Below are 22,856 nucleotides of genomic sequence, written 5' to 3' on the forward strand. Positions count from 1 at the left end.
AGCTCCCCGCGCCGTCTGAACGCATGCGGCCGGATGGCCATTTCGCGAGACTAATCAATGATTCACAGCATGACCGGCTACGGCCTGGCGACCCGCCAGGCGCCGCTGACCGACGCGCATGGCGTGCCCACCGGCAGGACGGCTTCCGTTTCGGTGGAGTTCCGCACCGTCAACTCGCGCTTCCTCGACCTGTTTTTCCGGGCTCCCGAAGAGTGCCGCGCCTTCGAGCCGGCCCTGCGGGAAATGCTCATGGCGAAGCTGTCGCGCGGCAAGCTGGAGTGCCGCATCAACCTGCAGCGCGCCGATGCCGGTGCCGGCGGCACCACGCTGGCGCTCAACGACGCGCTGCTGGCGCAGATCCGCTCGATCGAAGCCACCGTGGCCGCCACCTTTACCGAGGCGGGCTCGCTGCGCATGGGCGAGATCCTGCGCTGGCCGGGCGTGCTGGTGGAGCCCGAACTGTCGCAGGACGCGTTGCGCGAGGCGGTGATAGGTGCGGCCAAGGAAGCGCTGGCCCAGTTGCTCGAAGCGCGCCGCCGCGAAGGCGATGCGCTCAAGGCCACGCTGGACGAACGGATCGAGGCCATGCTGGCCATCGTCGATCGCCTGGCGCCGACGATCCCGCAGCTGATCGCCCACCACCAGGAAAAGCTGACCGAGCGACTGCAGGAGGCGTTCAACCTGGTGGCGCCGAACGGCATGCCGTCGATGAGCCGCGATGAAATCGGCGAGCGTATCCGCCAGGAAGCCACGGTCTACGGCATCCGCATCGACATCGCCGAAGAGCTGTCGCGCCTGCAGGCGCACCTGAACGAAACCCGCCATATCCTCAAGAAGGGCGGGCAGGCCGGCAAGCGGCTCGATTTCATGATGCAGGAGCTCAACCGCGAAGCCAACACGCTGGGCTCCAAGGCCGCGGCCAAGGAACTGGCCGATGCCGCCATGGAACTCAAGCTGCTGATCGAGCAGATGCGAGAACAGATTCAGAACCTAGAATAATCATCATGAGTGAAACGTCGTCCCACGTCGCAATCGACACCGCCTATCCCGGCAACCTGTTCATGGTGGTGGCGCCCTCCGGCGCCGGCAAGTCCACGCTGGTCAATGCGCTGCTGGCGCAGGACCAGGCCATCCGCCTGTCCATCTCGCACACCACGCGCGCGCCGCGGCCGGGCGAGCAGGATGGCCGCGAATACCACTTCACCACGGTGGACGCCTTCCGCGCCGCGCGCGATCGCGGCGAATTTCTCGAGTGGGCCGAGGTGCACGGCAATTACTACGCCACATCCCGGGTCTGGATCGAGCAGCAGATGGCCCAGGGCAACGATGTGCTGCTGGAAATCGACTGGCAGGGCGCGCAGCAGGTGCACCAGCGCTTTTCCAACGCCATGGAGATCTTCATCCTGCCGCCGTCGCTGCAAGCGCTGGAAGAGCGCCTGAACAAGCGCGGCCAGGACGAGCCCAATGTGATCACGCGCCGCCTGCTGGCGGCCGGCAGCGAAATGGCCCACGCTTCCGAGTCGGACTATGTCATCATCAACGAGGTGTTCGAGCAGGCGCTCGAACAGCTGCGCAGCGTGATACGTGCTACCCGTCTGCGTTTTTCGTCGCAAAAAGCGCGTCACGCCGACCTCTTCATCGAGCTCGGCATTCATTGATCCGGAGCGCGGCGGGAACGTTTCTTGCCGCGTGCTGTAAAATAGCCGGCATCGCATAAGGTTTTGTCCCGAGGTGGATTTGATATGGCGCGTATTACCGTCGAAGATTGTCTGAAACACATCCCGAATCGTTTCGAGCTCGCGCTCGCGGCGACCTACCGGGCCCGTCAGCTGGTGCAGGGTCACACCCCCAAGGTCGAGGCCAAGGACAAGCCCACCGTGGTGGCGCTGCGCGAGATCGCTTCGGGCCAGGTCGGCATCGAGATGCTCAAGAAGGTACCGACCTGATTTTCGGGCGGCGGTGGCCAGTCCTCGCAACGCGTACCTTTGCATTGAGACTCTGCTAACGTACCGGTTCGCGTACTTGCTTAACCAGCCAGATTTCGGAAAGCCGCCCACATGTCTTCCTCCCAGCCTTCCTCTCCTGTCGCGACGGCCAGCCCCACGGCGACGCCGGCGCGCCCGCGCGGAGAAGCGCCTGGTGACGCGGGTGGCGAAGCAGTGCCTCCCGTTCAGCGCAAGCGCGCCGGTCCCGGTCAGTCGACCGTGACGGCGCGTACGGGCGCTCCCAATCTTCCCGATCCGCTCGGCAACGATGTTGTCGGGGAACGTGCCGTCGCGCCCGCAATGGGCTCGGGCAAGGGCAGGGCCGTCCAGGCCGCCGCCGAAAGTGAACTGAGCGAAGCCCCGGTGGCAGCCGGCCCGGGCGATGCGCTGTTTATCGACGCTGTGCTGGCGCAGTCCTACCGTCACTTCTTCGGGCCGACCTCGCAGCCGGCGGTGCCGCCGCGCCAGCAGGTGATCTCGATCACCAGGCTGATGGAAAAGCTGGCCTACCTCAAGCCGGCCGACCAGGCGCACGTGCGCGAGGCCTTCCAGTTCTCGGACGAGGCCCACCTCGGTCAGTACCGCCAGAGCGGCGAGCCTTACATCACGCATCCGGTAGCGGTGGCGGAACTGTGCGCCGACTGGAAGCTCGATGTGCAATCCATCATGGCGGCGCTGCTGCACGACGTGATGGAAGACCAGGGCATCACCAAGAGCGAGCTGGCGGAAAAATTCGGTCCCAAGGTGTCGGAGCTGGTCGATGGCCTGACCAAGCTGGACAAGCTCGAATTCCAGAGCCGCGAGCAGGCGCAGGCGGAGAGTTTCCGCAAGATGCTGCTGGCGATGGCGCGCGACGTACGGGTGATCCTGGTCAAGCTGGCTGACCGCACCCACAACATGCGCACGCTCGATTTCGTGCCGCCGGAAAAGCGGCGCCGGATCGCGCTCGAAACGATGGAGATCTACGCGCCGATCGCCCATCGGCTCGGTCTCAACACTACCTACCGCGAACTGCAGGAGCTGTCCTTCAAGGTCGGCTCGCCGTTCCGCTATGCCACGCTGGAAAAAGCGGTCAAGGCCGCCCGGGGCAACCGGCGCGAGGTGGTCAAGCGCATCCTCGAGACCGCGCAGAAGGCGCTGGGGGATGCCGGCATCGTGGCGGAGCTGTCGGGGCGTGAGAAGACGCTCTACAGCATCTACCGCAAGATGCACGACAAGCAGCTGTCGTTCTCGCAGGTGCTCGACGTATACGGGTTCCGCGTCGTGGTGGAAACCCAGATGCACTGCTATATGGCGATGGGTGCGCTGCACGGGCTGTACAAGCCCATGCCCGGCAAGTTCAAGGACTACATCGCCATTCCGAAGATCAACGGCTACCAGTCCTTGCACACCACGCTGGTGGGCCCGTTCGGCACGCCGGTGGAATTCCAGATCCGCACCCGCGACATGCACCAGATCGCGGAAGCCGGCGTGGCCGCGCACTGGATGTACAAGCACCAGGCTGACCAGGCCAACGATATCCAGCAGCAGGCCCACCAGTGGCTGCAGTCGCTGCTCGATATCCAGAGCCAGACCGGCGATTCGCAGGAATTCCTCGAACACGTCAAGATCGACCTGTTCCCTGACGCGGTCTACGTGTTCACGCCCAAGGGGCATATCCGCGCGCTGCCGCGCGGCGCCACCGCACTCGATTTCGCGTATGCCGTGCACAGCGATCTCGGCAACCAGTGCGTGGCGGTCAAGATCAACAACGAGTTGCTGCCGCTGCGCACCGAGCTCAAGAGCGGCGACATCGTCGAGGTGGTGACGGCGCCGTACTCCAAGCCGAATCCGGCCTGGCTGGCTTTCGTGCGCACCGGCAAGGCACGCGCGGCCATCCGCCACTATCTCAAGACCACGCGGCTCGACGAAGCCATCCAGCTTGGCGAGCGCCTGCTGGAGCAGTCGGCGCGCCAGCTCGGGATCGAGCTGAAAGCACTCCCGCAGTCGGTGTGGGATCGCATGGTGCAGTGGACCGGCAACAAGCACAAGGAAGACATCTTCGCCGACCTGGCGCTGGGGCGGCGCGTGCCCGCCGTGGTGGCCAAGCGCATGGAGATCCTGCTGCAAGAGTTGTCCGGCGACGTCGACAGCGCGCTGCTGGCGGCCGTGCAGACCTTCGCCGGCGAAGAAGCGCCGGCGGTGCCGATCACCGGCGACGAAGGCATGTCGATCATCTTCTCGGCTTGCTGCCGCCCGATTCCCGGCGATTCCATCGTCGGCTACCTGGGCAAGGGTGAGGGCTTGCAGATCCACGTGCAGGACTGCAAGGTGGCCAAGCGCCTGCACAGCAAGGATCCTGAGCACTGGATCGACGTGATGTGGGCGCGCAAGACCACGCGCGCCTTCGATGTGTCGATCAAGGTGATGGTGCGCAACGTCAAGGGTATCGTCGCCCGCGTCGCGGCCGACCTGACCTCGGCCGACGCCAACGTCGCGCACGTGTCGATGGAGCAGCAGGAGGGTGGCCAGCAGGAGGCCACCTACATGCAGTTCATCGTCCAGGTGCAGAACCGCCTGCACCTCGCCAATGTGATGCGGGCGCTCAGGCGCAACCCCGACGTCATCCGCATCTTCCGCGACCGCAACGACGGCTGACCGTCGGCCGGCGTGTCCGGCTCAGTGCTCTCCCGTTTGCGCGGCGGTGCTCTGCTCCGCCCGCTTTTCGGGATAGCGAACCTCCAGGATATCGATCTGCTCGACCCCGGCCGGCGTGCGCAGCGGCACGGTATCGCCTTCGCGCGCCTTGAGCAGCGCGCGTGCGATCGGGGAAATCCAGCTTACATGGTTGCTGTCCAGGTCGACTTCGTCGGTGCCGACGATCGTGACAGTGGTTTCCTCGCCAGTCTGGCTGGCGTAGGTGACGGTGGCGCCAAAAAAGATCTGGTCGTTGTCGCCCTGCAGGGAAGGGTCCACCACCTCGGCTTTTTCCAGGCGCTTGGTCAGGAAGCGGATGCGTCGATCGATCTCGCGCAGGCGCTTCTTGCCGTAGTGATAGTCGCCGTTCTCGGAGCGGTCGCCGTTCGACGCCGCCCACGAAACGATCTGGACCACTTCCGGGCGCGCCACGTCGATCAGGTGCATCAGTTCATCGCGCAAGCGTTGGTAGCCTTGTGCGGAGATATAGTTCTTGGTGCCAGGCGGCAGCGGGGTGGCGCCTTCGCGAAGGTCGTCATCCTCGTCGCCGGAAGACTCTTTGACAAATGCCTTGTTCATGGCTGGTATCACATCTGCGGGGCTGTCATTATAGGAAGGCGCGCGCGGTCAGAAGAAAAAGCAAAAAAATGTGCGTAGGGGGTTCACAAACGCTGAAAGTTCGCTATAATCTCCTTTCTCGAGTGCGGCTGTAGCTCAGTTGGATAGAGTACTTGGCTACGAACCAAGGGGTCGTGGGTTCGAATCCTGCCAGCCGCACCACCGATTAAAAGGGCTTCCAGAAATGGAAGCCCTTTTTCATTTCCGGATCCCGTTCATTCTACGGCGTTCTGTCCGTGCCCACGACGCGTATGCATGACGGGCGCGCGAGCGATTGAGATTCCTCCTATCGTGCGCCAGTCTTCTCGCCGCTAGTCTTTGTTCCGGCGCGCATCACATGCGCTTCTGTAGCCGGATCGCTCTCGTGCTGGTTGTTCCCGATCTGCCATGCCGAGCGATTGCACTCTCCCTTGGGGAATCTTGCGATGCGGCCTCTGCCATGGTTTGTCTCCGCTGTGCTGCTCGCCCTGCTGGCCGATGCGGCGCGCCGCCGGCGCTTGCCGCCGGTATCGTTGCCGCCTGACGCGCGCGGCAAGCTGGACTTGCGCGGCGGCACTTGCGCTGTGGTGCTCGAGAGTAGCGCGATGCCCACCTCCGGTGGCCGCGAGCGCTGCCTGCTGGTGAGTCTTTTGCATGACGAGCGCTTCACCCTGAATGCCCGCACCCTGGCCACCGGCGCCGATCCGCGCACGCAGGCGGACTTGCTGGCGAACGCCTGGCATATCCATACAGCCGGCGAAGCGCGAGGCACGCTGGCGTGGTTGCTGGAGGAGGGGCATCGCGCACTGTACCCGCAGGTTTGCCGGATCCTGTTTGCGGTGCCGCGTGCGGCCCGCGAGCGCGAGATCGTGCTGCTCGATGAATTGTTTGATCCGGTGCGCCTCGCGCTCTGCGTTGACAACCTCGAGCGCGCCATGCCGGACCTCAGGGCGAGCCGTGTGGTTGGTTCGCGGGTCGATCTCGCGCGTGGCGTGCTGGCCTGGGACATGAGCCGCGCGATCCATGTCGCGCGGGCGGCCTACGATTGCGGCATGCAGACCGAGGCGCAGGCCTGGGCGGTGATCGAGCGCGCGGCGTCCCAGGTCTTCGCGCAGCTTGAGTCCTGGGAGGAGGTTGCGGTGAGCTATCTGCTGGGCCGCGCGATGTGGGGCGGACCCGGCGCCGGCCTCTTGCGGCAGTTGTCGTTCGCTCGTCTTTGTCTTGATGACTCGGCCAGTCCATAGCGCGCTGCGCCTTATCGTGCTGCGGCCTGTGGCGTGTAGGCGCGTGCCGTCTTGCGAGCCACGTGCCGGCGGGCTAGGCTGGTTCAGGTGTGCGCATGACTCCTCGAGTCGTGCTTGCCGTGGACAACCCAGGAGATCTCATGAGCAACGCGGACTGGCGGGTGGAGGCTTATCGGGGCATGGACGTCTATGTCCTGGTTTCATCGCCGCGGGCGGGTGGCGTCGCGGCGCTGGGTGAAGTTGCCCAGTGGGGATACGAAGTCCGGGTCTGCCAGGAGGGTGCTGACCCGTCCGACGCCGGCGATACGGAGCGCTTGTCGAGCGGCGCCGCGCATTTTGCTACCCGGCACGCTGCCGAAGTGGCGGCCTTTGGCGCGGCCTACCAACTCGTCGACCAACTGGTGGGGCCCAGGGGGGATTAGCTGCCCGTCCGTTTGTCTCGGGCTTGCTGCAGGCGGAAATACGGCTCGCGGCGCTCCGCCGGGGGTTGGGTGAGTGCGTGCCGCACATGCTGCCTGCTGCCCTCCGGGATGCCCTCGGGTAGCTATTGCGAAATGCGCAACGTCGCATATCATGCCGTGATATGCCTTCTTCATTCATCTTTGATTGCGATCACGGCGTCGATTGTCCTCCCGGCCTACCCTGATGCTGAAGCGCGCAGCCTGTCAGGCGCGCAAGCAGCAAGGGGGTACATCATGTTGGAGTTCAATGGCTACAAGATCGTTTATGAGATCCTGTCCCTGCCCAGGGGTAAATGGGCAATCATTGTCGAGGTCATGCGCAAGAAGGATGGCGGGATCATTGAGAAGCGCCACAACCCGTTTCCGCACCAGTCCTTCGATACCAAGCTCGAAGCGCTGGACCAGGTCAACCGGTTCCTGAAGAGCATGCTGGAATCCGAGGATGAGGAGCCGTGTGCGGCGCGGCGCGCCTGATGGGAGCGCATGGACCTGCGATCCGGATTGCGGTGTGCCTGCGCTGCGGCGCAGGCCATCCAACGCGGAGATGGCCGGCTACGGTGCCTGGAAGCCTTCTTTTTACGATGACGTCACAAAGCGATTGCAATGCGCGGCGCGATCCACCATAATCCGGCCTCTCGGACGCGGGGTGGAGCAGTTGGCAGCTCGTCGGGCTCATAACCCGAAGGTCGCAGGTTCAAGTCCTGCCCCCGCAACCAAAGACCTTTTTCCGGTCTTGCCTCCCGGCCGTCCTGGCCAAGTTCTGCAAATTCCTACGATCGAAATCCGCATTGCCCGGAGCTATTCGCACCGAACCGCGCAGGGCACGCTGGTCGCACTATCGCAGTGCAGGCGCAGTTCGCTAATGCGCTCTCAATGCCGGCCACGACCACCTCCGCTCCGGCCGCTGCCGCGTTGCCCGGAGGTTCCCCAACTGCCATGTCCTCCCCAGCTGCCATGGGCACCCCAGCCGCCGTGGTAATAGGATCGTCCCATGCCGGAATGATAGGGATGGCCATACGGATAGCCACCGTAGTATCGCCAGCCTCCGCGGTAGGCTGGGCCTCGATAGCCGTAGCCGTAATAGAAGGAGGCGCCGTATGACCCGCTATAGAGCGGCAGCGGATAGCCGTAGTTGTAGCCGTATCCATAGCCGTAGGCGCCAGCCGGATAGACCATGCCGCCATCATAGAACCCATAGGGATCGTAAGGGCTGTAGGGGGCGTAGCCGGCGTCATAGGGGTAGCCCGCGCATGCGCCAACCGACAGCAGTGATACTGCAAACAGCAGGCGAAGCATGGCGCGGGGCATGATGCGTTGAGTCCGGCAATGGATCGCACCCGGCGGGTGCCGGACGATACCAATTAGAGATCGTGATCCGCCGGGAGGTTCATTACCCCGCGGGCGCGCACTCGAACCGCCGCCCGCTTAAACCTCAGGCTGGCGTCCGGGCCAGCTCGGCGGCGCGTGCAAAGGTGTCGCGCACCTGCGGCTGACCCTCGCGGGCCGCGGACTCGGCGCGCGCGTTCAGCCGCTCGATCAGCACACTCAGGTTATTGCCCGCGGGCGTGGCCTTGCTGGCGCCGCACTGGTCGACGGCCTCGCGCACGACCTGGCTGAGTTCCTGGCCGACATCGGCACCATCGAAGGCACTGATCGACAGGGCGGAAATCTGCTCAAGGTAAAGATTGACCAACGCTTCGTCATGTACCGGTTCGGGCATTTCCGTCTCCTGGGCAGAGTGGCTGGATGCATTTCATTGTAGTGGGCGGCATGCGCGGCGGCTGTCGGCACACGGCTGACAGTACTGGTTTCCTGCACGCCGGTTGACTTGCGTCAGGTCAAGCTATCTGTAAATGGTAATGATTCCTATTTGTGCGGCGAGTAGCTTTCTCTTACAATCGGCGCTCACCGGAGCGCCATCAGGCTGCTGGCTCAACTGGCCTGCAGGTGCCGCCCGCTAACCGTCTTGCCGAGGTAATCGAAATCATGATGCTGCAAATCCCCGATGTGCTGACACAGGCTCAGGTAGCCCAATGCCGCGCGTGGATGGACGCGGCGGAATGGACTGACGGCAACGCCACTTCCGGCCATCAATCGGCGCTGGCGAAGCGCAACCTGCAATTGCCGGAAGGCTCGCCTGTGGCGCGCCAGGTCGGCGACCTGATCCAGGATGCGCTGGGGGCCAATCCGCTGTTCATTTCGGCCGCGCTGCCGCTCAAGGTCTACCCGCCCTTGTTTAATCGCTACGAGGGTGGGCACGCCTTCGATAATCACATCGACAACGCCATCCGCCACCTGCGCGGCACCAGCTTCCGCATTCGCAGCGACCTGTCGGCCACGCTGTTCCTGACGGCGCCGGAGGATTACGACGGCGGTGAACTGGTGGTGGAGGACACCTACGGCCAACAGCGCGTAAAGCTGCCGGCGGGACATATGGTGCTGTATCCCGCCACCAGCCTGCATCACGTCCGCCCGGTCACGCGCGGAGCGCGCGTGTCGTCATTTTTCTGGATTCAGAGCATGGTGCGCGACGAAGGCCAGCGTTCGGTCCTGTTTGATCTCGATACGCAGATCCAGCGGGTAGGGCAGGCGCTTGGGCAAAAAGAGCCCGCCGTGGTGGGGCTTACTGGTGTCTATCACAACCTGCTGCGGCGCTGGGCCGACGCCTGAGGGCGGCGTGGCGATCCGCCGGGGGCGGGATCAGGTGATTGCCGCAATAGCGGCTGGCAGTGAGGAGAACGGGAGGGAGAAGGGGGAAGCGAGGCGTCATGAACCGCTGGGGCCGGCGCCTCTCGTCACCGGCCTCGATCGGCCGGCGCGTGATGGTACAACGAGGGTGCAACGCGTCTACTGACGATCGCGATCCCAGGGTTGCCGGGGCAAGGGAACGGCGACGCGTCGTCGCGCGGGTTTGAGCGCGCGCTGCATGGGCCAGAAAACGTAAGTGGTATGCGGGTCCATCGGCTTGCCGAAATAGGACACCCACACCTGCACGCCCTGTTCGGTTTCGGCAACGATTGCGGCCACTGCGCGGGCCGCGACTGCGGGAGATTTGAGCAAGGTGGCCAGCGCTTCCACGCCTTGGACCACGTGGTGCTTGACACCACCGAACCATGCGTACTGACGCATGGCCGACAACAAACGCTTGGTCATGAACGCTACTGTTTAGTTAGTGATGGGAATCAGACCGGAGCTTACACGCTTTGTTCAGTCTTAAATGATGCGTCCTATCTATCGATTACCCTGAGTCATCGGATTTGGCAACCGCGCGGCGTATCTGTTGTTGTTCGCTTGAGGCCGGTCGCCCGCCGCATTGACAACGCGATGGACGAGGGTTAGCGTCATCGTCAGGAACATCCGAACCGGTGGGAGCTTGCCGATGACCGAGGACATGCTCATGCAACTGATGGTCGAAGTCGAGAAGGAGGACCCGATCGACTATGCCGACCTGCCTTTCGACGATGCGACGTTGCGCGCGTTGGTATGCCATCTGGTAGCGCAGCGCTCCAGCGCGATGGAATCGGCGGGCATGCCGGTGGATGCGCTGCTGGCCACCATGTGGGCCTCCACCGCCAAGCTGGTGCTGGAGAATATGGTGCTCAACGCGCGGCTGCTGACGCTGCAGGGCTTGCCGGATGACGCCAATGCGCTGATCGAGCGCATCGCCCGGCAATCGCGCGGCACGCCTTGAACCGGACCGGCCGGTTTCCCATCCGCCTCATGTGACGAATTGGTCTGTGGCGCATCAATCTCATTGAGCACGGCGCCCGCCATTTCGATAAACTACGGGTTTTCGCCCCCCGACACCGTCCTGTTGCCGCGAATGCAACTGCGCGGTGCTGTTGACATGGAATGGAGGATTTCGGGTGATCAAGTGGATAATCGTCGCGACGTACCTGGGAGCGATCCTGTACGTGCATTTTCGCGGCAAGGTGAGGCTGCGCATCTGGCGCCAGTTGCTCGATCATTCGGCGCTGGTGGCGCCGGTCAACTGCTTCATGTATGTTTTTTCGGGTGTGCCGCGCACGCCCTACATCCCCGTCGAGCGCTTTCCGGAACTCGAGAAGATCCGTGCCGCCTGGCCGGAGATCCGCGATGAGGGCCTGGCCCTGGCCGCCATGCGCAAGATTAAGGCTGCCGACAAGAACGACGACGCGGGTTTCAACTCGTTTTTCAAATACGGCTGGAAGCGTTTCTACCTGAAGTGGTATGAAGCCCGCCATCCTTCGGCCGAGGTCCTGTGCCCGCGCACCGTCGAGCTGCTGCGCGGCCTGCCGAGCGTGAAGGCGGCGATGTTCGCCGAACTGCCTCCCGGCGGCAAGCTGAACCCGCACCGCGATCCGTTCGCGGGCTCGCTGCGTTACCACCTGGGTCTGGCCACGCCTAACGACGACCGCTGCTTTATCGAGGTCGATGGCGAGCGCCATAGCTGGCGCGACGGGGAAGGCGTGGTGTTCGACGAGACCTACCTGCACTGGGCGGAGAACAAGAGCGACAGCAACCGGCTGATCCTGTTCTGCGATATCGAGCGTCCGATGCGCTTCGGCTGGGCCGGCAAGGTCAACCGCTGGCTGGGCCGAAAGGTCATGACCGCGGCGAGCTCGCCCAACGAGGAATCCGACCAGACCGGCGTGATCAATCGCCTGTTCCGTATTGTCTGGCTGGGCGGGCAGTATCGCCGCCGCTTCAAGGCATGGAGCCGGCCGGCGTACTACGTGGTGAAGTTCGGCCTGATCGCCGCGGGCGTGGCATTGATCGTGTACCTGTAACGCGAGCTTCAAACGCAGCGCGGTCCCTGGCGGGCCGCGGCGCGCAAAAACAGAAAGGGCCGGCTGACGCCGGCCCTTTCTGTTTGCGGTGCGCTATCGGCGGCGGCGTTCGCGCTCGTCGTCGAGCGCTTCGTAATGGGCGCGCTTGGCCTGGTACATGCGCGAGTCGGCCAGCTTGACGGTGTCGCTCAGGCGATCGCCGGCACTGCAGCTTGCCGTGCCGATCGACAGGCTGAGCGCGGTGCCCGGATAGAACTGGTTGTTGAGCTCGACCACCTGATGGATCTGCTCGACCACAGTGGACGCGCCGCGCTCGTCGCGTGCCGGCAGCAATATCATGAATTCATCGCCCCCCACCCGGGCCACGCAAGCTTGCTCGCCAACGGCCTTCTTCAGCGCCTCGCCGGTACGGCGCAGCAAGGCGTCTCCGTCGCCGTGGCCGAGCTGGTCGTTGACCAGCTTCAGCCCGTTGAGGTCCACCGCGATCACGCTGACCGGCCACGGGCCCTTGCGGCCCAGGCGCGCGAGTTCGTCTTCGTAGTACGCGCGGTTGTAGAGCTTGGTCAGCACGTCGTGCTTGCCCAGGAACTCGACATAGGCCTCAGCCTTCTTGCGCGCGGTGATATCGGTCAGGGAGACCAGCACCTGGTCCCAGTCCGCCTCGTGGCCGGGAAAGACCGACCACTGCATGAACACATCCACCGGCCGGCCATCCAGCGCGTAGTTGACCACCTCGCGCTGCTGCCAGAGCTTTTCGTTCCAGAGGTCGATCAGCTGCTCGGCGAACTGGATGCGCATATTGTCGCGGAACACATCACCCAGGCGCGACAGCAGTTCCCGCTTGGACGACGCGCTGAACATCAGCAGGGTTTGCTGGTTGACGTCGAGTACGCGGATCTCCTGCATGCAGCGCGAAATAAAATCCGGGTGCACGTTGAGGAAGGTGCGGAAATCCGTGATGCCCGCGCCGCGTACTTCATCCAGCAGCAGCTTGACCGCGCTGAAATCCTCGACCCATAGCGAGACCGGCGAATGCTCGAACAAGCCCATCGCGTATTGCTCGCTGCGGCGCAGCTCGTGCTCGGTAGCGACGCGCGCGGTGATGTCCTCGATCGACAGCAGCACGCGTTCCCACGTTGCCTCGTGGCCGGGCATGACAGTTGCCTCCAGCCGGATGTCCAGCCGCTTGCCTTCCAGCGTGTAGTTGACGGTCTGGCTGGAAAAACGCAACCCGCCGTCCCATAGCTGGGCGAGTTCCTCGACGTGCTGGTCGAACATATCGTCGCGAAAGACGGTATCGAGATTGCTGACGAGGTCGGAAAGGTCCGAGGCACGAAAGAGGTCGAGCGTGCGCCGGTTCACATCCAGCACCCGGATCCGTGCCGAACAACGGGCGACTTCCTGCGGATGGTTGCGCAGGTAGCTGCGCAGGTCGGTGACGCCCTGCGCGCGCAGGACCTCGAAGTACTCGCGCACCGCGCTGAAGTCTTCAAGCCACAGCGAGACTGGCGCGAGCTGGAACAAGGTTTTGTATTCGGCGTCGATACGCGACGCCTCAGTCGTGGCTACCAATCTCTTTTCTCCCTTTCCCGATAAGCGCGCCAGCCGGGCCGGAACGCAGGCGGCACGGCTGATCGGGCCATCCGGAATCTGCCGGGAAGGCATGCCGCCATGCTCGCTACGGGCGATAGCATATGGCAGCAGTGGAAGAAATGGGGAGTGTGTGGTGTAAAAACACGCCTGGCTGGTTGCCGCAGGCGCTGGCCCGCCGCTCAGGCCTGGAGGGAAAGCTCGGCAATGCGCGCGGGCGTGTGCTCGTGCGGCGATTTTTCTTGCTCGGCAATCAGTTGCAGCGTGGCCGCCTGCAGCAGCGAGCCGGCGGTCAGATGGGCGGCCAGCGTGCGCAGCTCGTCGAGCTTGCCTCCGGCTGCGGTTTGGGCGTAAGTCATGTCGGTGACTGTCTGGACAGGAACATGGCCGATGGTATCGGCAAGCAAGGCATGTCCGCTTTGTCCTTGATCATGCTTCGTGTGTCCGGTGCCGTCCTTCGCGTCATGGCCAGCCTTGGTTTCGCGGATGTCCGCGCGCGGCGCCAGACGATGCGCCCGGTCGGCGCGGCGAGCCGTGCAAAGGCGCAAGGTGGAACCCACGGTCTCGACGGCAAGGGGGAGGGAGGGGTGTGGCATCTGGTTCTCCTTGTGAGCGTGGACTGCCGGTTTCGGCAATGTTCGCAAGGATGCCGGCAGCCCCCGAGGATGCCTAGGGTGCTGCGATGAACGGCGCGATGGGAGGAGCGAATGGTGGCGCCGGGCGACGGATGCTGCGCTCCGGGCCGCTTGCTTTGCCCGGTGCCGGCCGTGGCTACCCGCCCTCAGCCGCTGAGCGCGGCTCCCGCGCCGCCCTGTGGCCCTGGCTTGTCGGCCACGCGCGCCACCACGCCAGCAAGCGTGCGCAGCGCGCGCTCGATGGCAGGCGAGTACGGCGTGCCGCAATTGAGCCGCAGGAAATGGTCGAAGCGGTTGGAGTTGGAGAACATCACGCCGGGCACCACGCGGATGCCAGCCTCCATGGCCTGGTCGAACACCGTCTCGGACGATACCGATCCCGGCAACTCCACCCACAGGTGCAGGCCGCCGTTCGGGTTGGAGGCGCGCGTGCCCGCGGGGAACTCGGCGGCAATCGCTTGCGCCACCTGCCCGCGCTGGCTGCGCAGTTGCTCGCGCAGGCGCCGCAGGTGGCGCTCGAAGGCGCCTGACCCCATGTACTCGGCGGCCGCGATCTGCGCCAGCAGTTCGTTGGGCCGCGACTGGCTGTACTTGAGCATCTCCACGCGCGCCTGCCATCTGCCCGCGGCAATCCAGCCCAGCCGCATGCCAGGGGCCAGGATCTTGTGCAACGAGGCGCAATGGATCACGCCGCCGCTGCGGTCCCAGGCCTTGAGCGCGGCCAGTGGCACGTCGCTGTCCGCCAGCGCGGAGAAGCAGTCGTCCTCGATCAGCGCGATGGCGCGCTGCTCGCACCATGCCACCAGCTGCGCCTTGTTGGCGTCCGGCATGATGCTGCCCAGCGGATTCTGCAGGTTCGGCACCACCACCACGGCGCGGATGTTGTCGTAGGTTTGTGCCGCCAGCTCCAGCGCGTCGAGCGAGATGCCGGTCTGTGGGCTGCTGGGAATCTCCAGCGCCCGCATGCCCAGGCTTTCCAGTATCTGCAGCAGGCCGTAGTAGGTGGGCGACTCCACGGCAATCACGTCGCCCGGGCGCGCCACCGCGCGCAGGGCAAGGTTGAGGGCTTCCGTGCAGCCATGGGTGACCATGATGTCTTCGGGCGCCACGGTGATGCGCGAAAGCAGTGCGTGCCGCGCCAGCACGGCGCGAAAAGCCGGGTGCCCTTCGGCGTCGGCGGCGCTGCCGAACAGATGCGGGTGGCGCCGCAGCGCGCGCGCCGCGGCATCGCGCAAGGCCTCGGCCGGGTAGAGTGCCGGCGCGCCGCAGGCGCCGGCGAAGCTCACCTCGACTGGAAGCTGGCGACCGCGTGCGGTGATGGCGGAAATGCGCTCATGGATGCCGACGTACTGCGCGGGGTCCGGCAGCGTGGCGGCGGGTTCCTCGATCGGCGCTAGCGGCTTGTGGCGGGTATGCCGCACGAAATAGCCCGAGCGCGGCCTGGCTTCGAGCAGGCCATCGCTTTCCATCTGCCGGCAGGCTTGCAGCGCGGTGGACAAACTCACGCCATGCAGCTCCATCAGGGTGCGCACGGAGGGGATGCGATCTCCCGGCTTCAGTGCCCCGGTTTTGATGGCGTGCAGGTAGTGCTGGGCGAGTTGGCGATAAAGCGGGGCTGATTCCATGCGGCATGGTGGCGCGGCGGGAGCCGGCGCAACAGATACAGATGTATGGCTTCTGTATCGTAACAGATGGGTTGAGATGCTTCTGTTATGGTTCACAAGCTGCTGGCGTGTGCCTGTCTTGGTCCGGTGTGGCCCGGTAGTCTGGAACCCTGTCAAAGCCAGGGAGCCGGCATCATGCAAAGCTATCGTTCAGACCCGATTATCCCCGCCGTCCAGTCGGTGCAGCCTGCCCACGCCATGCTGGCCGGGACCGTGCCGCAAGCGCAGACGCTCGACCTCGAAACCAGCCGTGTGCTACGGTTCCATGCCCAGGCCGGTACCACGCTTTATGTGCTGGAGGGCGAGGTGGACCTGGCCGAGCCGCCGCGCTGGCTGGCCGGCACCATGTGGCGCCAGCCCCGGCGCCTGCAGGCCGGGAGCGCGGCGGAACTGCCGGCGGGCTGGGTGGAAGTGCTGGCGCGGCGAGCAGCCACGCTGCGGCTTCAGCCGCCGCCGGCGCGGGCCTGGTGGGCCCGCTGGCTGGCGAGGTAGCGCCGGGAGCGCCATTGGTGGCGCGGTAATGCAGGCAATGCATACATGGAGAGCAACACAATGACCGAACTGGCAATTTCCTATGACGACGTGGTCCAGGCCCACCGCCGCCTGGAGGGCGTGGCGCACCGCACGCCGGTGATGACTTCCACTACCGCCGATGCGGCAAGCGGCGCGCAGCTGTTTTTCAAGTGCGAGAATTTCCAGCGCATGGGCGCGTTCAAGTTTCGCGGCGCCTATAACGCCATCGCGCAGTTCACGCCCGAGCAGCGCGCGGGCGGGGTGATCGCATTTTCCTCGGGCAACCATGCGCAGGCGATCGCCCTGTCGGCGCGCCTGTTCGGCGTGCGCGCGGTGATCGTGATGCCGCGCGATGCGCCCGCTATCAAGATCGCCGCCACCCGTGGCTATGGCGGCGAAGTGGTGCTGTACGACCGCTATACCGAAGATCGCGAAGCCATCGGGCGCCGTCTGGCGCAGGAGCAAGGCCTGACGCTGATCCCGCCTTACGATCATCCGCATGTGATGGCCGGGCAGGGCACGGCCGCCAAGGAACTGTTCGAGCAGGCCGGGCCGCTGGATGTGCTGCTGACCCCGCTGGGCGGCGGCGGCCTGTTGTCGGGCTGCGCCGTGGCCGCGCGCGCGCTCAACCCGGACTGCCTGGTGATCGGCGTGGAGCCCGAGGCCGGCAACGACGGCCAGCGCAGCTTGCGCACCGGCAAGATCGTCCACATCGATACCCCTGCCACGCTCGCCGACGGCGCCCAGACGCAGCATCTCGGCCAGCTCACCTTCCCGGTGCTGCGCAGCCTGGTGGACGATGTGGTGACGGTCAGCGACGCGGAACTGGTCGAAGCCATGGCTTTCTTCGCCAGCCGCATGAAGATGATCGTCGAGCCGACCGGCTGCCTGGCGGCCGCGGCCGTGTTCGCCAGGCGGGTTGCCGTGAGCGGCAAGCGCGTGGGCGTGCTGCTGTCCGGCGGCAATGTGGACCTGGCCCGCTTTGCCGCCCTGGTGCAGACGGCACAGCCGGCGCAGGACTGAAGGGCTGGCGCGCCGCTCAGTCCTGGCGGTCGTGGGCGCTCAGCATGGCATGCGCCACCAGGTCCAGCGCGGGCCGGGTGTCGCCGTTCTTGTCGGTCCAGACCTTGGGCGTCAGGCTGCCCGACAGCGCCACCGACTCGCCATCCTCCAGCGCCAGCAGCGCGGCGCGCACCTTGTCGGCAAAGGCGATCACGTTGACGATGACGGTATCGCCGTCGTTGACCGCGGCCTTGAGCTTGGCGGTGACGTATAGGCTGCCGCCCTGGCCGGTACGCTCGCTGGCATGGCCGTGGAGCCGGCCGCTGACTAGTGCGTCGATCATTTTTCTTCCTTCCTGGGATTGTCTGGTTGGGCTGCGGGCAACGCGTGCCGGGACACGTTTCCACCTTGCCGGGGTGCGGAAGATCTCACAATTTCGTGGCCTCGTGGCAGAGAATGCGGACCCTGGCCCTAAAAACGATAAAATTGCGGTCCGGCCAGCCCGACGCTCAACCAGAGTGCAGTCAGCGCCCCTTCCAGGGCCGACCCACCGGCCGCAGAATTCCAGGTTCCCATGCTACGTCTAAGTGAAGTCAAACTCCCGCTCGATCATGCCGAGAGCGATCTGAAGGCCGCCGTCCTCGCGCGCCTCGCCGACATCGGCGTCAAGGCCGACGGCCTGACCGGATTCACCGTGTTCCGCCGCGCGCACGATGCCCGCAAGCGCTCCGATATCAAGCTCACCTACATCATCGATATCGAAGTCACGGACGAAGCGGCGGCGATCAAGCGCATGGCCGGCAAGCCGAACTGGAGCGTGACGCCGGACATGGCCTACCGCTTCGTCGCGCAGGCACCGGCGCCGGGCACGGCCTTGCGGCCGGTGGTGATCGGCATGGGGCCGTGCGGATTGCTGGCTGGCCTGATCCTGGCGCAGATGGGCTTCAAGCCCATCATCCTGGAGCGCGGCAAGGAAGTGCGCGAGCGCACCAAGGACACCTTCGGCCTGTGGCGCAAGAGCGTGCTCAATCCCGAGTCGAACGTGCAGTTCGGCGAGGGCGGCGCCGGCACCTTCTCCGACGGCAAGCTGTACAGCCAGATCAAGGATCCGAAGCACTACGGCCGTAAGGTGCTCGACGAGTTCGTCAAGGCCGGCGCGCCGGAAGACATCCTCTATCTCGCGCGCCCGCACATTGGTACCTTCCGCCTGGTCAGCATGGTGGAGAAGATGCGCGCCGAGATTTTCTCGCTCGGCGGCGAGATCCGTTTCGAGACCCGGGTCGAGGATATCGACATCGAGCGCGGCAAGGTGCGCGGCCTCAAGCTGTCCAATGGCGAGTACCTGGAGGCCGACCACGTCATCCTGGCGGTGGGCCACAGCGCGCGCGACACCTTCGAGATGCTGTTTGAGCGCGGTGTGTTCATGGAGGCCAAGCCGTTCTCGCTGGGCTTCCGCATCGAGCATCCGCAGGGCATGATCAACAGCAGCCGCTTCGGCAAGTTCGCCGGCAACAAGCTGCTGGGCGCCGCCGACTACAAGGTCGTGCACCACGCCAGCAACGGCCGCGCGGTCTACAGCTTCTGCATGTGCCCCGGCGGCACGGTGGTGGCCGCGGCGTCGGAGCCGGGCCGCGTGGTCACCAACGGCATGAGCCAGTACGTCCGCGCCGAGCGCAATGCCAATGCCGGCATCGTGGTCGGCATCACGCCGGAAGATTTCCCTGGCGGCCCGCTGGCCGGCATTGCCTTCCAGCGCCACTGGGAAGAGCGCGCATTCGAACTCGGCGGGCGCAACTACAACGCGCCGGCGCAACTGGTGGGCGACTTTATCGCGCGCCGGCCTTCCACCGCGATGGGCTCGGTCGAGCCTTCATACAAGCCGGGCGTTACGCCGACCGATCTTTCGACCGCGCTGCCCGACTACGTGATCGAGGCCATCCGCGAAGCACTACCCGAACTCGACAAGAAGATCGCTGGCTATGCCATGCACGATGCCGTGCTGACCGGTGTGGAAACGCGCACGTCTTCGCCGCTGCGCATCCGGCGCAAGGATGACTACCAGAGCATGAATGTGGAAGGCCTGTACCCGGCTGGCGAAGGCGCAGGCTATGCGGGCGGCATCTACTCGGCGGCCATCGATGGCATCGAGGTGGCCGAGGCGGTCGCGTTGAGCATCGTCAACGGCAAGGCGGCCTGAGCGCCCGCCGCGCGGCCTTAATCCCCGGCGGCGGCATCCAGATAGGCCGCCGCGCCCAGGCCGGCGGCACGCCCGCTGGCAAAGCAGGCGGTCAGCAGGTAGCCGCCGGTGGGCGCTTCCCAGTCCAGCATCTCGCCGGCGCAGAACACGCCAGGCATGGCGCGCAGCATCAGAGCGGCGTCCAGCGCCTCGAACTCGACGCCGCCCGCGCTGCTGATCACTTCGTCGATCGGGCGCGCGCGCAGCAGGCGCAAGGGCAGCGCCTTGAGCGCCATCGCCAGCCGGGCGGGATCGGCAAACTCCTCCTTCGACAGGCATTCGCGCAGCAGTCCGGCCTTTACGCCGGTGATGCCCAGCTTGCTTTGCAGATGGCTCGACAGCGAGCGCGCGCCGCGCGGGCGCTGTACCGCGTCGGCTACCCGTTCGGCACTCAGGCCCGGCGCCAGGTCGAGGTGGATCACGGCTTCGCCCGTGGCTTCGAGCAGGTCGCGCATCGGCGCGCTTAGCGCATACACCAGACTGCCCTCGATGCCGCCCGCGGTGATGACGAATTCGCCCTGGCGATAGTGTTCGACGCCATCCCGGTCGCGCAGGCCGATTGCCACCGCTTTCACCGGCTGGCCGGCAAAGCGCGTGTGGAAGTGCTCGCTCCAGGCTACGTCGAAACCGCAGTTGGCCGGGCGCAGTGGCGCTACCCCGGCGCCGCGCGCGGCAAGCAGCGGCACCCAGGCGCCGTCCGAGCCCAGCCGCGCCCAACTGCCGCCGCCCAGTGCCAGCACCACCGCGCTGGCCTGCACCACGCGCTCGCCTTCCGGCGTGGCGAAGCACAGCTTGCCGGGGGAGTCGCCGCCGGCGTCCGCCCAGCCCAGCCAGCGATGCCGCATATGGAACTGCACGCCGGCTTCACGCAGGCGGTGCAGCCATGCGCGCAGCATCGGCGCGGCCTTCATGTCGGTCGGAAAGACACGGCCCGAGCTGCCGACGAAGGTATCGATGCCCAGTCCGTGCACCCAGTCGCGCAGCGCTTGCGGGTCGAAGCCCGCCAGCAGCGGCGCGATCTGCGCGCTGCGGCTGCCGTAGCGCGCCAGGAAGGGCTGCGCGGCTTCGGAATGCGTCAGGTTCATGCCGCCGCGCCCGGCCATCAGGAACTTGCGGCCGACCGATGGCATGGCGTCGTACACGTCCACGCGAAACCCGCGCCCCGCCAGCGCCTCGGCCGCCATCAGGCCCGCGGGTCCGCCGCCGATTACGGCGACGCTGGCGGCTGGGAGGGAGGCGGTGGGTGCAGACATGGTTTGAATCCGGGGGAAAGCGGTCGGTCGCGGAATGCGGCGCAAGGTATGGTGCGGCGGATCGGATTATATAGGGCAGGGCGCGGCAGCTTGCCCGCGCCGGAATGGCCGCGAGGGGCAACTGCTAAGATCGCGCTTTCCCGCGTGCTACTGGTTTCCTGCGTTCCCCCATGGTCTTGCCGTCTCGCCTGTCATTCCCTCTTCCCGCCGCGCGGGCTGTCGTGCTGGTCTTGCTGAGCCTGCTTGCCGGGGTGACACAGGCGCAGGAAACCGCGCAAGGCCTGCAGGACAAGGCGATGAATGGCGATTTCCTGGCCCAGCGCAATTTGTCCTACTGCCTGCAGTCCGGTTGCCTCGGTTTGGAGCGCGACCGCGTCAAGGCCTGCATGTGGCGCAAGGTCATCCTGCTGTCGGGCGATCGCCATGTCACCGACCTGGATAGCGCCAACCTGGAGTACGTCTGCGGCAAGCTAAGCGCGGCCGAGCGCGATGCGGCCATGCGGCAGGCCGAGACGCTGGCGCGCCAGATCTACGCGCCGCGCCGCTAGGCGGCACCGCCTTGCAGCGGCGGTGCGGGCAACGGGCGCTAGAATGGCGGTTTAGCGCCGTCCGTCATCGCCATGTCTTTCGCTTCGCCATCCGGCCAGTCAGTCGTGCACGCCACCCAGCAATGGCTGGAGCGCGCCGTGATCGGCCTCAACCTGTGTCCCTTCGCCAAGGCCGTGCACGTGAAGCGGCAGATCCGCTATGCGGTGTGCGAGGCCACCGATACCGAGGGCGTGCTGGCCGATCTCGAAACCGAGATGCGCACGCTCGCCGATGCCGATCCCGCCGAGATCGACACCACCTTGCTGATCGTGCCGCATGCGCTGGCCGATTTCCTTGAGTACAACGATTTCCTCTACTTTGCCGAGCGCCTGCTCAAGAGCCTGCGGCTGGCGGGCATCCTGCAGATCGCCAGCTTTCATCCGGACTATGTGTTCGGCGGCAGCGAGCTGGACGACATCGAGAACTACACCAACCGCGCGCCTTACCCCATCCTGCACCTGTTGCGCGAGGACAGCATTGCGCGGGCCGTGGAGGCGTTTCCCGATGCGGCGGAAATCTACGAGCGCAACGAGCAGACCATGCGCCGGCTCGGCCACGAGGGCTGGCGCAAGCTGATGGCCGAAGACGGCGGAAAATAAAAAAACGCGCCGTCGCGGCGGCGCGTTGATCAGCCCTGGCAGCGCCGGGGCCATGACGCAAGGCAGCATCAGCCGGCAGCGGCCGGCTCTTGCGTATAGAAGCGTTCTTCCATCTCCTCCAGCCCTAGCGTGCGCAGCACTTCGTGCAGCCGCTCGGCCGGGCGTCGGCGCGGCAGGTCCTTGTACTGCGCGATGATCAGTTCGTTCTTCATGGAGTGCTCCCAGCCCACCAGTTCGGTCACGCTGACCTGGTAGCCGTGCGCCTCCAGCTGCAGGCAGCGCAGCACATTGGTGACCTGGCTGCCGAACTCGCGCGTATGCAGCGGATGGCGCCAGATCTCGGTGAGCGGATTGCCGGCCAGCAGCTTTGCCTTGTTCTTGCGCAGCACGCCGGCCACTTCGGCCTGGCAGCAAGGCACCACCACGATGTATTTGGCGCGTTTTTCCAGCGCGAAGCGGATCGCATCGTCCGTGGCCGTATTGCAGGCGTGCAGGGCGGTGACGATGTCGATGGTGGGCGGCAGTTGCGGCGAGGTGATCGAATCGGCCACCGACAGGTTCAGGAACGACATGCCCTTGAAGCCCAGCCGGCCGGCTAGCTCCTGCGAGCTGCGCACGAGTTCCTCGCGCGTCTCGATGCCGTAGATGTGCGACTGGTCGAGCTGCTCCTTGAAGAACAGGTCGTACAGGATAAAGCCCAGGTAGGACTTGCCGGCGCCGTGGTCGACCAGCGTCACGTCGGGGTGATCCTGTTTGAGATCCTGCAACAGCGGCTCGATGAACTGGAACAGGTGATAGACCTGCTTGAGCTTGCGGCGGCTGTCCTGGTTCATCTTGCCGTCGCGCGTGAGGATATGCAGCGCCTTGAGCAGCTCGATGGACTGGCCGGGACGGATTTCGTGGGGGCTGGACGCCGGTGCGGCGGGCGTCTTGGACGCCGGGGACTTCTGGGCCATCTGGGATGTTTCGAACCTGGGAAAAGCGGTGAGGCGTGCGCCAAAGCCGGACGACGCTGCGCCGGTACAGCGAGAGTTTACCGAAAGT

At 65.4% G+C, this 22,856-nt stretch carries 25 protein-coding genes and 2 tRNA genes; 17 read left to right on the forward strand and 10 right to left on the reverse strand.

Annotated features, from left to right (window positions below):
* The first annotated feature begins 57 nt into the window (after window positions 1-57).
* From ACZY0R_RS20675 to ACZY0R_RS20690, 4 genes are all read left to right on the forward strand, one after another.
* Complete coding sequence (locus ACZY0R_RS20675) at window positions 58-999, forward strand: YicC/YloC family endoribonuclease (RefSeq protein ID WP_488860825.1); 942 nt, start codon at window positions 58-60, stop codon at window positions 997-999.
* Window positions 1,000-1,004: 5 nt separating this feature from the next.
* Window positions 1,005-1,658, forward strand: coding sequence for a guanylate kinase (gene gmk / locus ACZY0R_RS20680; protein WP_045238629.1), 654 nt, complete (start codon window positions 1,005-1,007; stop codon window positions 1,656-1,658).
* Window positions 1,659-1,742: 84 nt separating this feature from the next.
* The gene (gene rpoZ / locus ACZY0R_RS20685; RefSeq protein ID WP_006578656.1) at window positions 1,743-1,946 is read left to right on the forward strand and encodes a DNA-directed RNA polymerase subunit omega; all 204 of its coding nucleotides are present in this window, start codon (window positions 1,743-1,745) and stop codon (window positions 1,944-1,946) included.
* Between the two features lie 258 nt (window positions 1,947-2,204).
* Entirely contained in the window at window positions 2,205-4,622 is a 2,418-nt protein-coding gene (locus ACZY0R_RS20690; RefSeq protein ID WP_488866078.1) for a RelA/SpoT family protein, read from the forward strand.
* Between the two features lie 21 nt (window positions 4,623-4,643).
* Here ACZY0R_RS20690 and greB read toward each other — a convergent pair whose 3' ends face one another.
* On the reverse strand, window positions 4,644-5,240 hold the full coding sequence (greB, locus tag ACZY0R_RS20695) for a transcription elongation factor GreB (protein ID WP_488860831.1): 597 nt from the start codon (window positions 5,238-5,240) through the stop codon (window positions 4,644-4,646).
* A 124-nt stretch (window positions 5,241-5,364) separates the two neighbouring features.
* Between greB and ACZY0R_RS20700 the strand changes: the two genes are divergently transcribed.
* The 5 genes from ACZY0R_RS20700 to ACZY0R_RS20720 all read left to right on the forward strand — a co-directional run bounded on the left by ACZY0R_RS20700 (window position 5,365) and on the right by ACZY0R_RS20720 (window position 7,679).
* Window positions 5,365-5,441 (forward strand) — tRNA-Arg (locus ACZY0R_RS20700).
* A 263-nt stretch (window positions 5,442-5,704) separates the two neighbouring features.
* Window positions 5,705-6,502, forward strand: coding sequence for a DUF1266 domain-containing protein (locus ACZY0R_RS20705; protein ID WP_488860833.1), 798 nt, complete (start codon window positions 5,705-5,707; stop codon window positions 6,500-6,502).
* A 140-nt stretch (window positions 6,503-6,642) separates the two neighbouring features.
* Entirely contained in the window at window positions 6,643-6,924 is a 282-nt protein-coding gene (locus tag ACZY0R_RS20710; RefSeq protein WP_045238626.1) for a hypothetical protein, read from the forward strand.
* Between the two features lie 132 nt (window positions 6,925-7,056).
* Window positions 7,057-7,437, forward strand: a complete 381-nt coding sequence (locus ACZY0R_RS20715; RefSeq protein ID WP_488860835.1) for a hypothetical protein — start codon at window positions 7,057-7,059, stop codon at window positions 7,435-7,437.
* Between the two features lie 166 nt (window positions 7,438-7,603).
* Window positions 7,604-7,679, forward strand: a tRNA-Met gene (locus tag ACZY0R_RS20720).
* 154 nt (window positions 7,680-7,833) lie between these two features.
* Here ACZY0R_RS20720 and ACZY0R_RS20725 read toward each other — a convergent pair.
* Both ACZY0R_RS20725 and ACZY0R_RS20730 read right to left on the reverse strand, forming a co-directional pair.
* Window positions 7,834-8,271: a hypothetical protein gene (locus ACZY0R_RS20725; protein WP_488860837.1), complete on the reverse strand. Its 438-nt coding sequence runs from the start codon at window positions 8,269-8,271 to the stop codon at window positions 7,834-7,836.
* 124 nt (window positions 8,272-8,395) lie between these two features.
* Window positions 8,396-8,683 carry a hypothetical protein gene (locus ACZY0R_RS20730; protein ID WP_488860839.1) on the reverse strand — a complete coding sequence of 96 codons (288 nt, stop codon included), beginning with the start codon at window positions 8,681-8,683 and terminating at the stop codon, window positions 8,396-8,398.
* 266 nt (window positions 8,684-8,949) lie between these two features.
* Between ACZY0R_RS20730 and ACZY0R_RS20735 the strand changes: the two genes are divergently transcribed.
* On the forward strand, window positions 8,950-9,633 hold the full coding sequence (locus ACZY0R_RS20735; protein WP_488860841.1) for a Fe2+-dependent dioxygenase: 684 nt from the start codon (window positions 8,950-8,952) through the stop codon (window positions 9,631-9,633).
* A gap of 177 nt (window positions 9,634-9,810) precedes the next feature.
* Here ACZY0R_RS20735 and ACZY0R_RS20740 read toward each other — a convergent pair whose 3' ends face one another.
* Window positions 9,811-10,116: a hypothetical protein gene (locus tag ACZY0R_RS20740; RefSeq protein WP_488860843.1), complete on the reverse strand. Its 306-nt coding sequence runs from the start codon at window positions 10,114-10,116 to the stop codon at window positions 9,811-9,813.
* Window positions 10,117-10,342: 226 nt separating this feature from the next.
* Here ACZY0R_RS20740 and ACZY0R_RS20745 point away from each other — a divergent pair, with 226 nt between their 5' ends.
* Window positions 10,343-10,654, forward strand: coding sequence for a hypothetical protein (locus ACZY0R_RS20745; RefSeq protein ID WP_035859468.1), 312 nt, complete (start codon window positions 10,343-10,345; stop codon window positions 10,652-10,654).
* Window positions 10,655-10,829: 175 nt separating this feature from the next.
* Entirely contained in the window at window positions 10,830-11,732 is a 903-nt protein-coding gene (gene lpxO / locus ACZY0R_RS20750; RefSeq protein ID WP_488860845.1) for a lipid A hydroxylase LpxO, read from the forward strand.
* 93 nt (window positions 11,733-11,825) lie between these two features.
* Here lpxO and ACZY0R_RS20755 read toward each other — a convergent pair whose 3' ends face one another.
* The 3 genes from ACZY0R_RS20755 to ACZY0R_RS20765 all read right to left on the reverse strand — a co-directional run bounded on the left by ACZY0R_RS20755 (window position 11,826) and on the right by ACZY0R_RS20765 (window position 15,582).
* The gene (locus ACZY0R_RS20755; protein ID WP_488860847.1) at window positions 11,826-13,304 is read right to left on the reverse strand and encodes a sensor domain-containing diguanylate cyclase; all 1,479 of its coding nucleotides are present in this window, start codon (window positions 13,302-13,304) and stop codon (window positions 11,826-11,828) included.
* 200 nt (window positions 13,305-13,504) lie between these two features.
* Complete coding sequence (locus tag ACZY0R_RS20760) at window positions 13,505-13,918, reverse strand: hypothetical protein (protein WP_488860849.1); 414 nt, start codon at window positions 13,916-13,918, stop codon at window positions 13,505-13,507.
* A 185-nt stretch (window positions 13,919-14,103) separates the two neighbouring features.
* Complete coding sequence (locus tag ACZY0R_RS20765; protein ID WP_488860851.1) at window positions 14,104-15,582, reverse strand: aminotransferase-like domain-containing protein; 1,479 nt, start codon at window positions 15,580-15,582, stop codon at window positions 14,104-14,106.
* Between the two features lie 174 nt (window positions 15,583-15,756).
* Here ACZY0R_RS20765 and ACZY0R_RS20770 point away from each other — a divergent pair, with 174 nt between their 5' ends.
* On the forward strand, window positions 15,757-16,113 hold the full coding sequence (locus tag ACZY0R_RS20770; protein WP_052685994.1) for a hypothetical protein: 357 nt from the start codon (window positions 15,757-15,759) through the stop codon (window positions 16,111-16,113).
* Window positions 16,114-16,173: 60 nt separating this feature from the next.
* Entirely contained in the window at window positions 16,174-17,157 is a 984-nt protein-coding gene (locus ACZY0R_RS20775) for a threo-3-hydroxy-L-aspartate ammonia-lyase (protein ID WP_045238617.1), read from the forward strand.
* A 16-nt stretch (window positions 17,158-17,173) separates the two neighbouring features.
* On the opposite strand, the gene ACZY0R_RS20780 is transcribed toward ACZY0R_RS20775, so the two are convergent.
* On the reverse strand, window positions 17,174-17,479 hold the full coding sequence (locus ACZY0R_RS20780) for a single-stranded DNA-binding protein (RefSeq protein ID WP_045238616.1): 306 nt from the start codon (window positions 17,477-17,479) through the stop codon (window positions 17,174-17,176).
* A 231-nt stretch (window positions 17,480-17,710) separates the two neighbouring features.
* On the opposite strand from ACZY0R_RS20780, the gene ACZY0R_RS20785 reads away from it, so the two are divergent.
* Window positions 17,711-19,333 carry an NAD(P)/FAD-dependent oxidoreductase gene (locus tag ACZY0R_RS20785; RefSeq protein ID WP_488860854.1) on the forward strand — a complete coding sequence of 541 codons (1,623 nt, stop codon included), beginning with the start codon at window positions 17,711-17,713 and terminating at the stop codon, window positions 19,331-19,333.
* Window positions 19,334-19,350: 17 nt separating this feature from the next.
* On the opposite strand, the gene ACZY0R_RS20790 is transcribed toward ACZY0R_RS20785, so the two are convergent.
* Window positions 19,351-20,625, reverse strand: coding sequence for a TIGR03862 family flavoprotein (locus ACZY0R_RS20790; protein WP_488860856.1), 1,275 nt, complete (start codon window positions 20,623-20,625; stop codon window positions 19,351-19,353).
* 170 nt (window positions 20,626-20,795) lie between these two features.
* Between ACZY0R_RS20790 and ACZY0R_RS20795 the strand changes: the two genes are divergently transcribed.
* Both ACZY0R_RS20795 and ACZY0R_RS20800 read left to right on the forward strand, forming a co-directional pair.
* On the forward strand, window positions 20,796-21,173 hold the full coding sequence (locus ACZY0R_RS20795) for a hypothetical protein (RefSeq protein WP_488860858.1): 378 nt from the start codon (window positions 20,796-20,798) through the stop codon (window positions 21,171-21,173).
* Between the two features lie 72 nt (window positions 21,174-21,245).
* Window positions 21,246-21,812: a DUF1415 domain-containing protein gene (locus tag ACZY0R_RS20800; RefSeq protein WP_488860860.1), complete on the forward strand. Its 567-nt coding sequence runs from the start codon at window positions 21,246-21,248 to the stop codon at window positions 21,810-21,812.
* A 68-nt stretch (window positions 21,813-21,880) separates the two neighbouring features.
* Here the strand turns inward: ACZY0R_RS20800 and ACZY0R_RS20805 are convergent, their stop codons facing one another.
* Window positions 21,881-22,768, reverse strand: a complete 888-nt coding sequence (locus tag ACZY0R_RS20805; protein WP_488860862.1) for a class I SAM-dependent methyltransferase — start codon at window positions 22,766-22,768, stop codon at window positions 21,881-21,883.
* Window positions 22,769-22,856: the final 88 nt, after the last annotated feature.

It is taken from the genome of Cupriavidus sp. F041, from assembly GCF_057814235.1.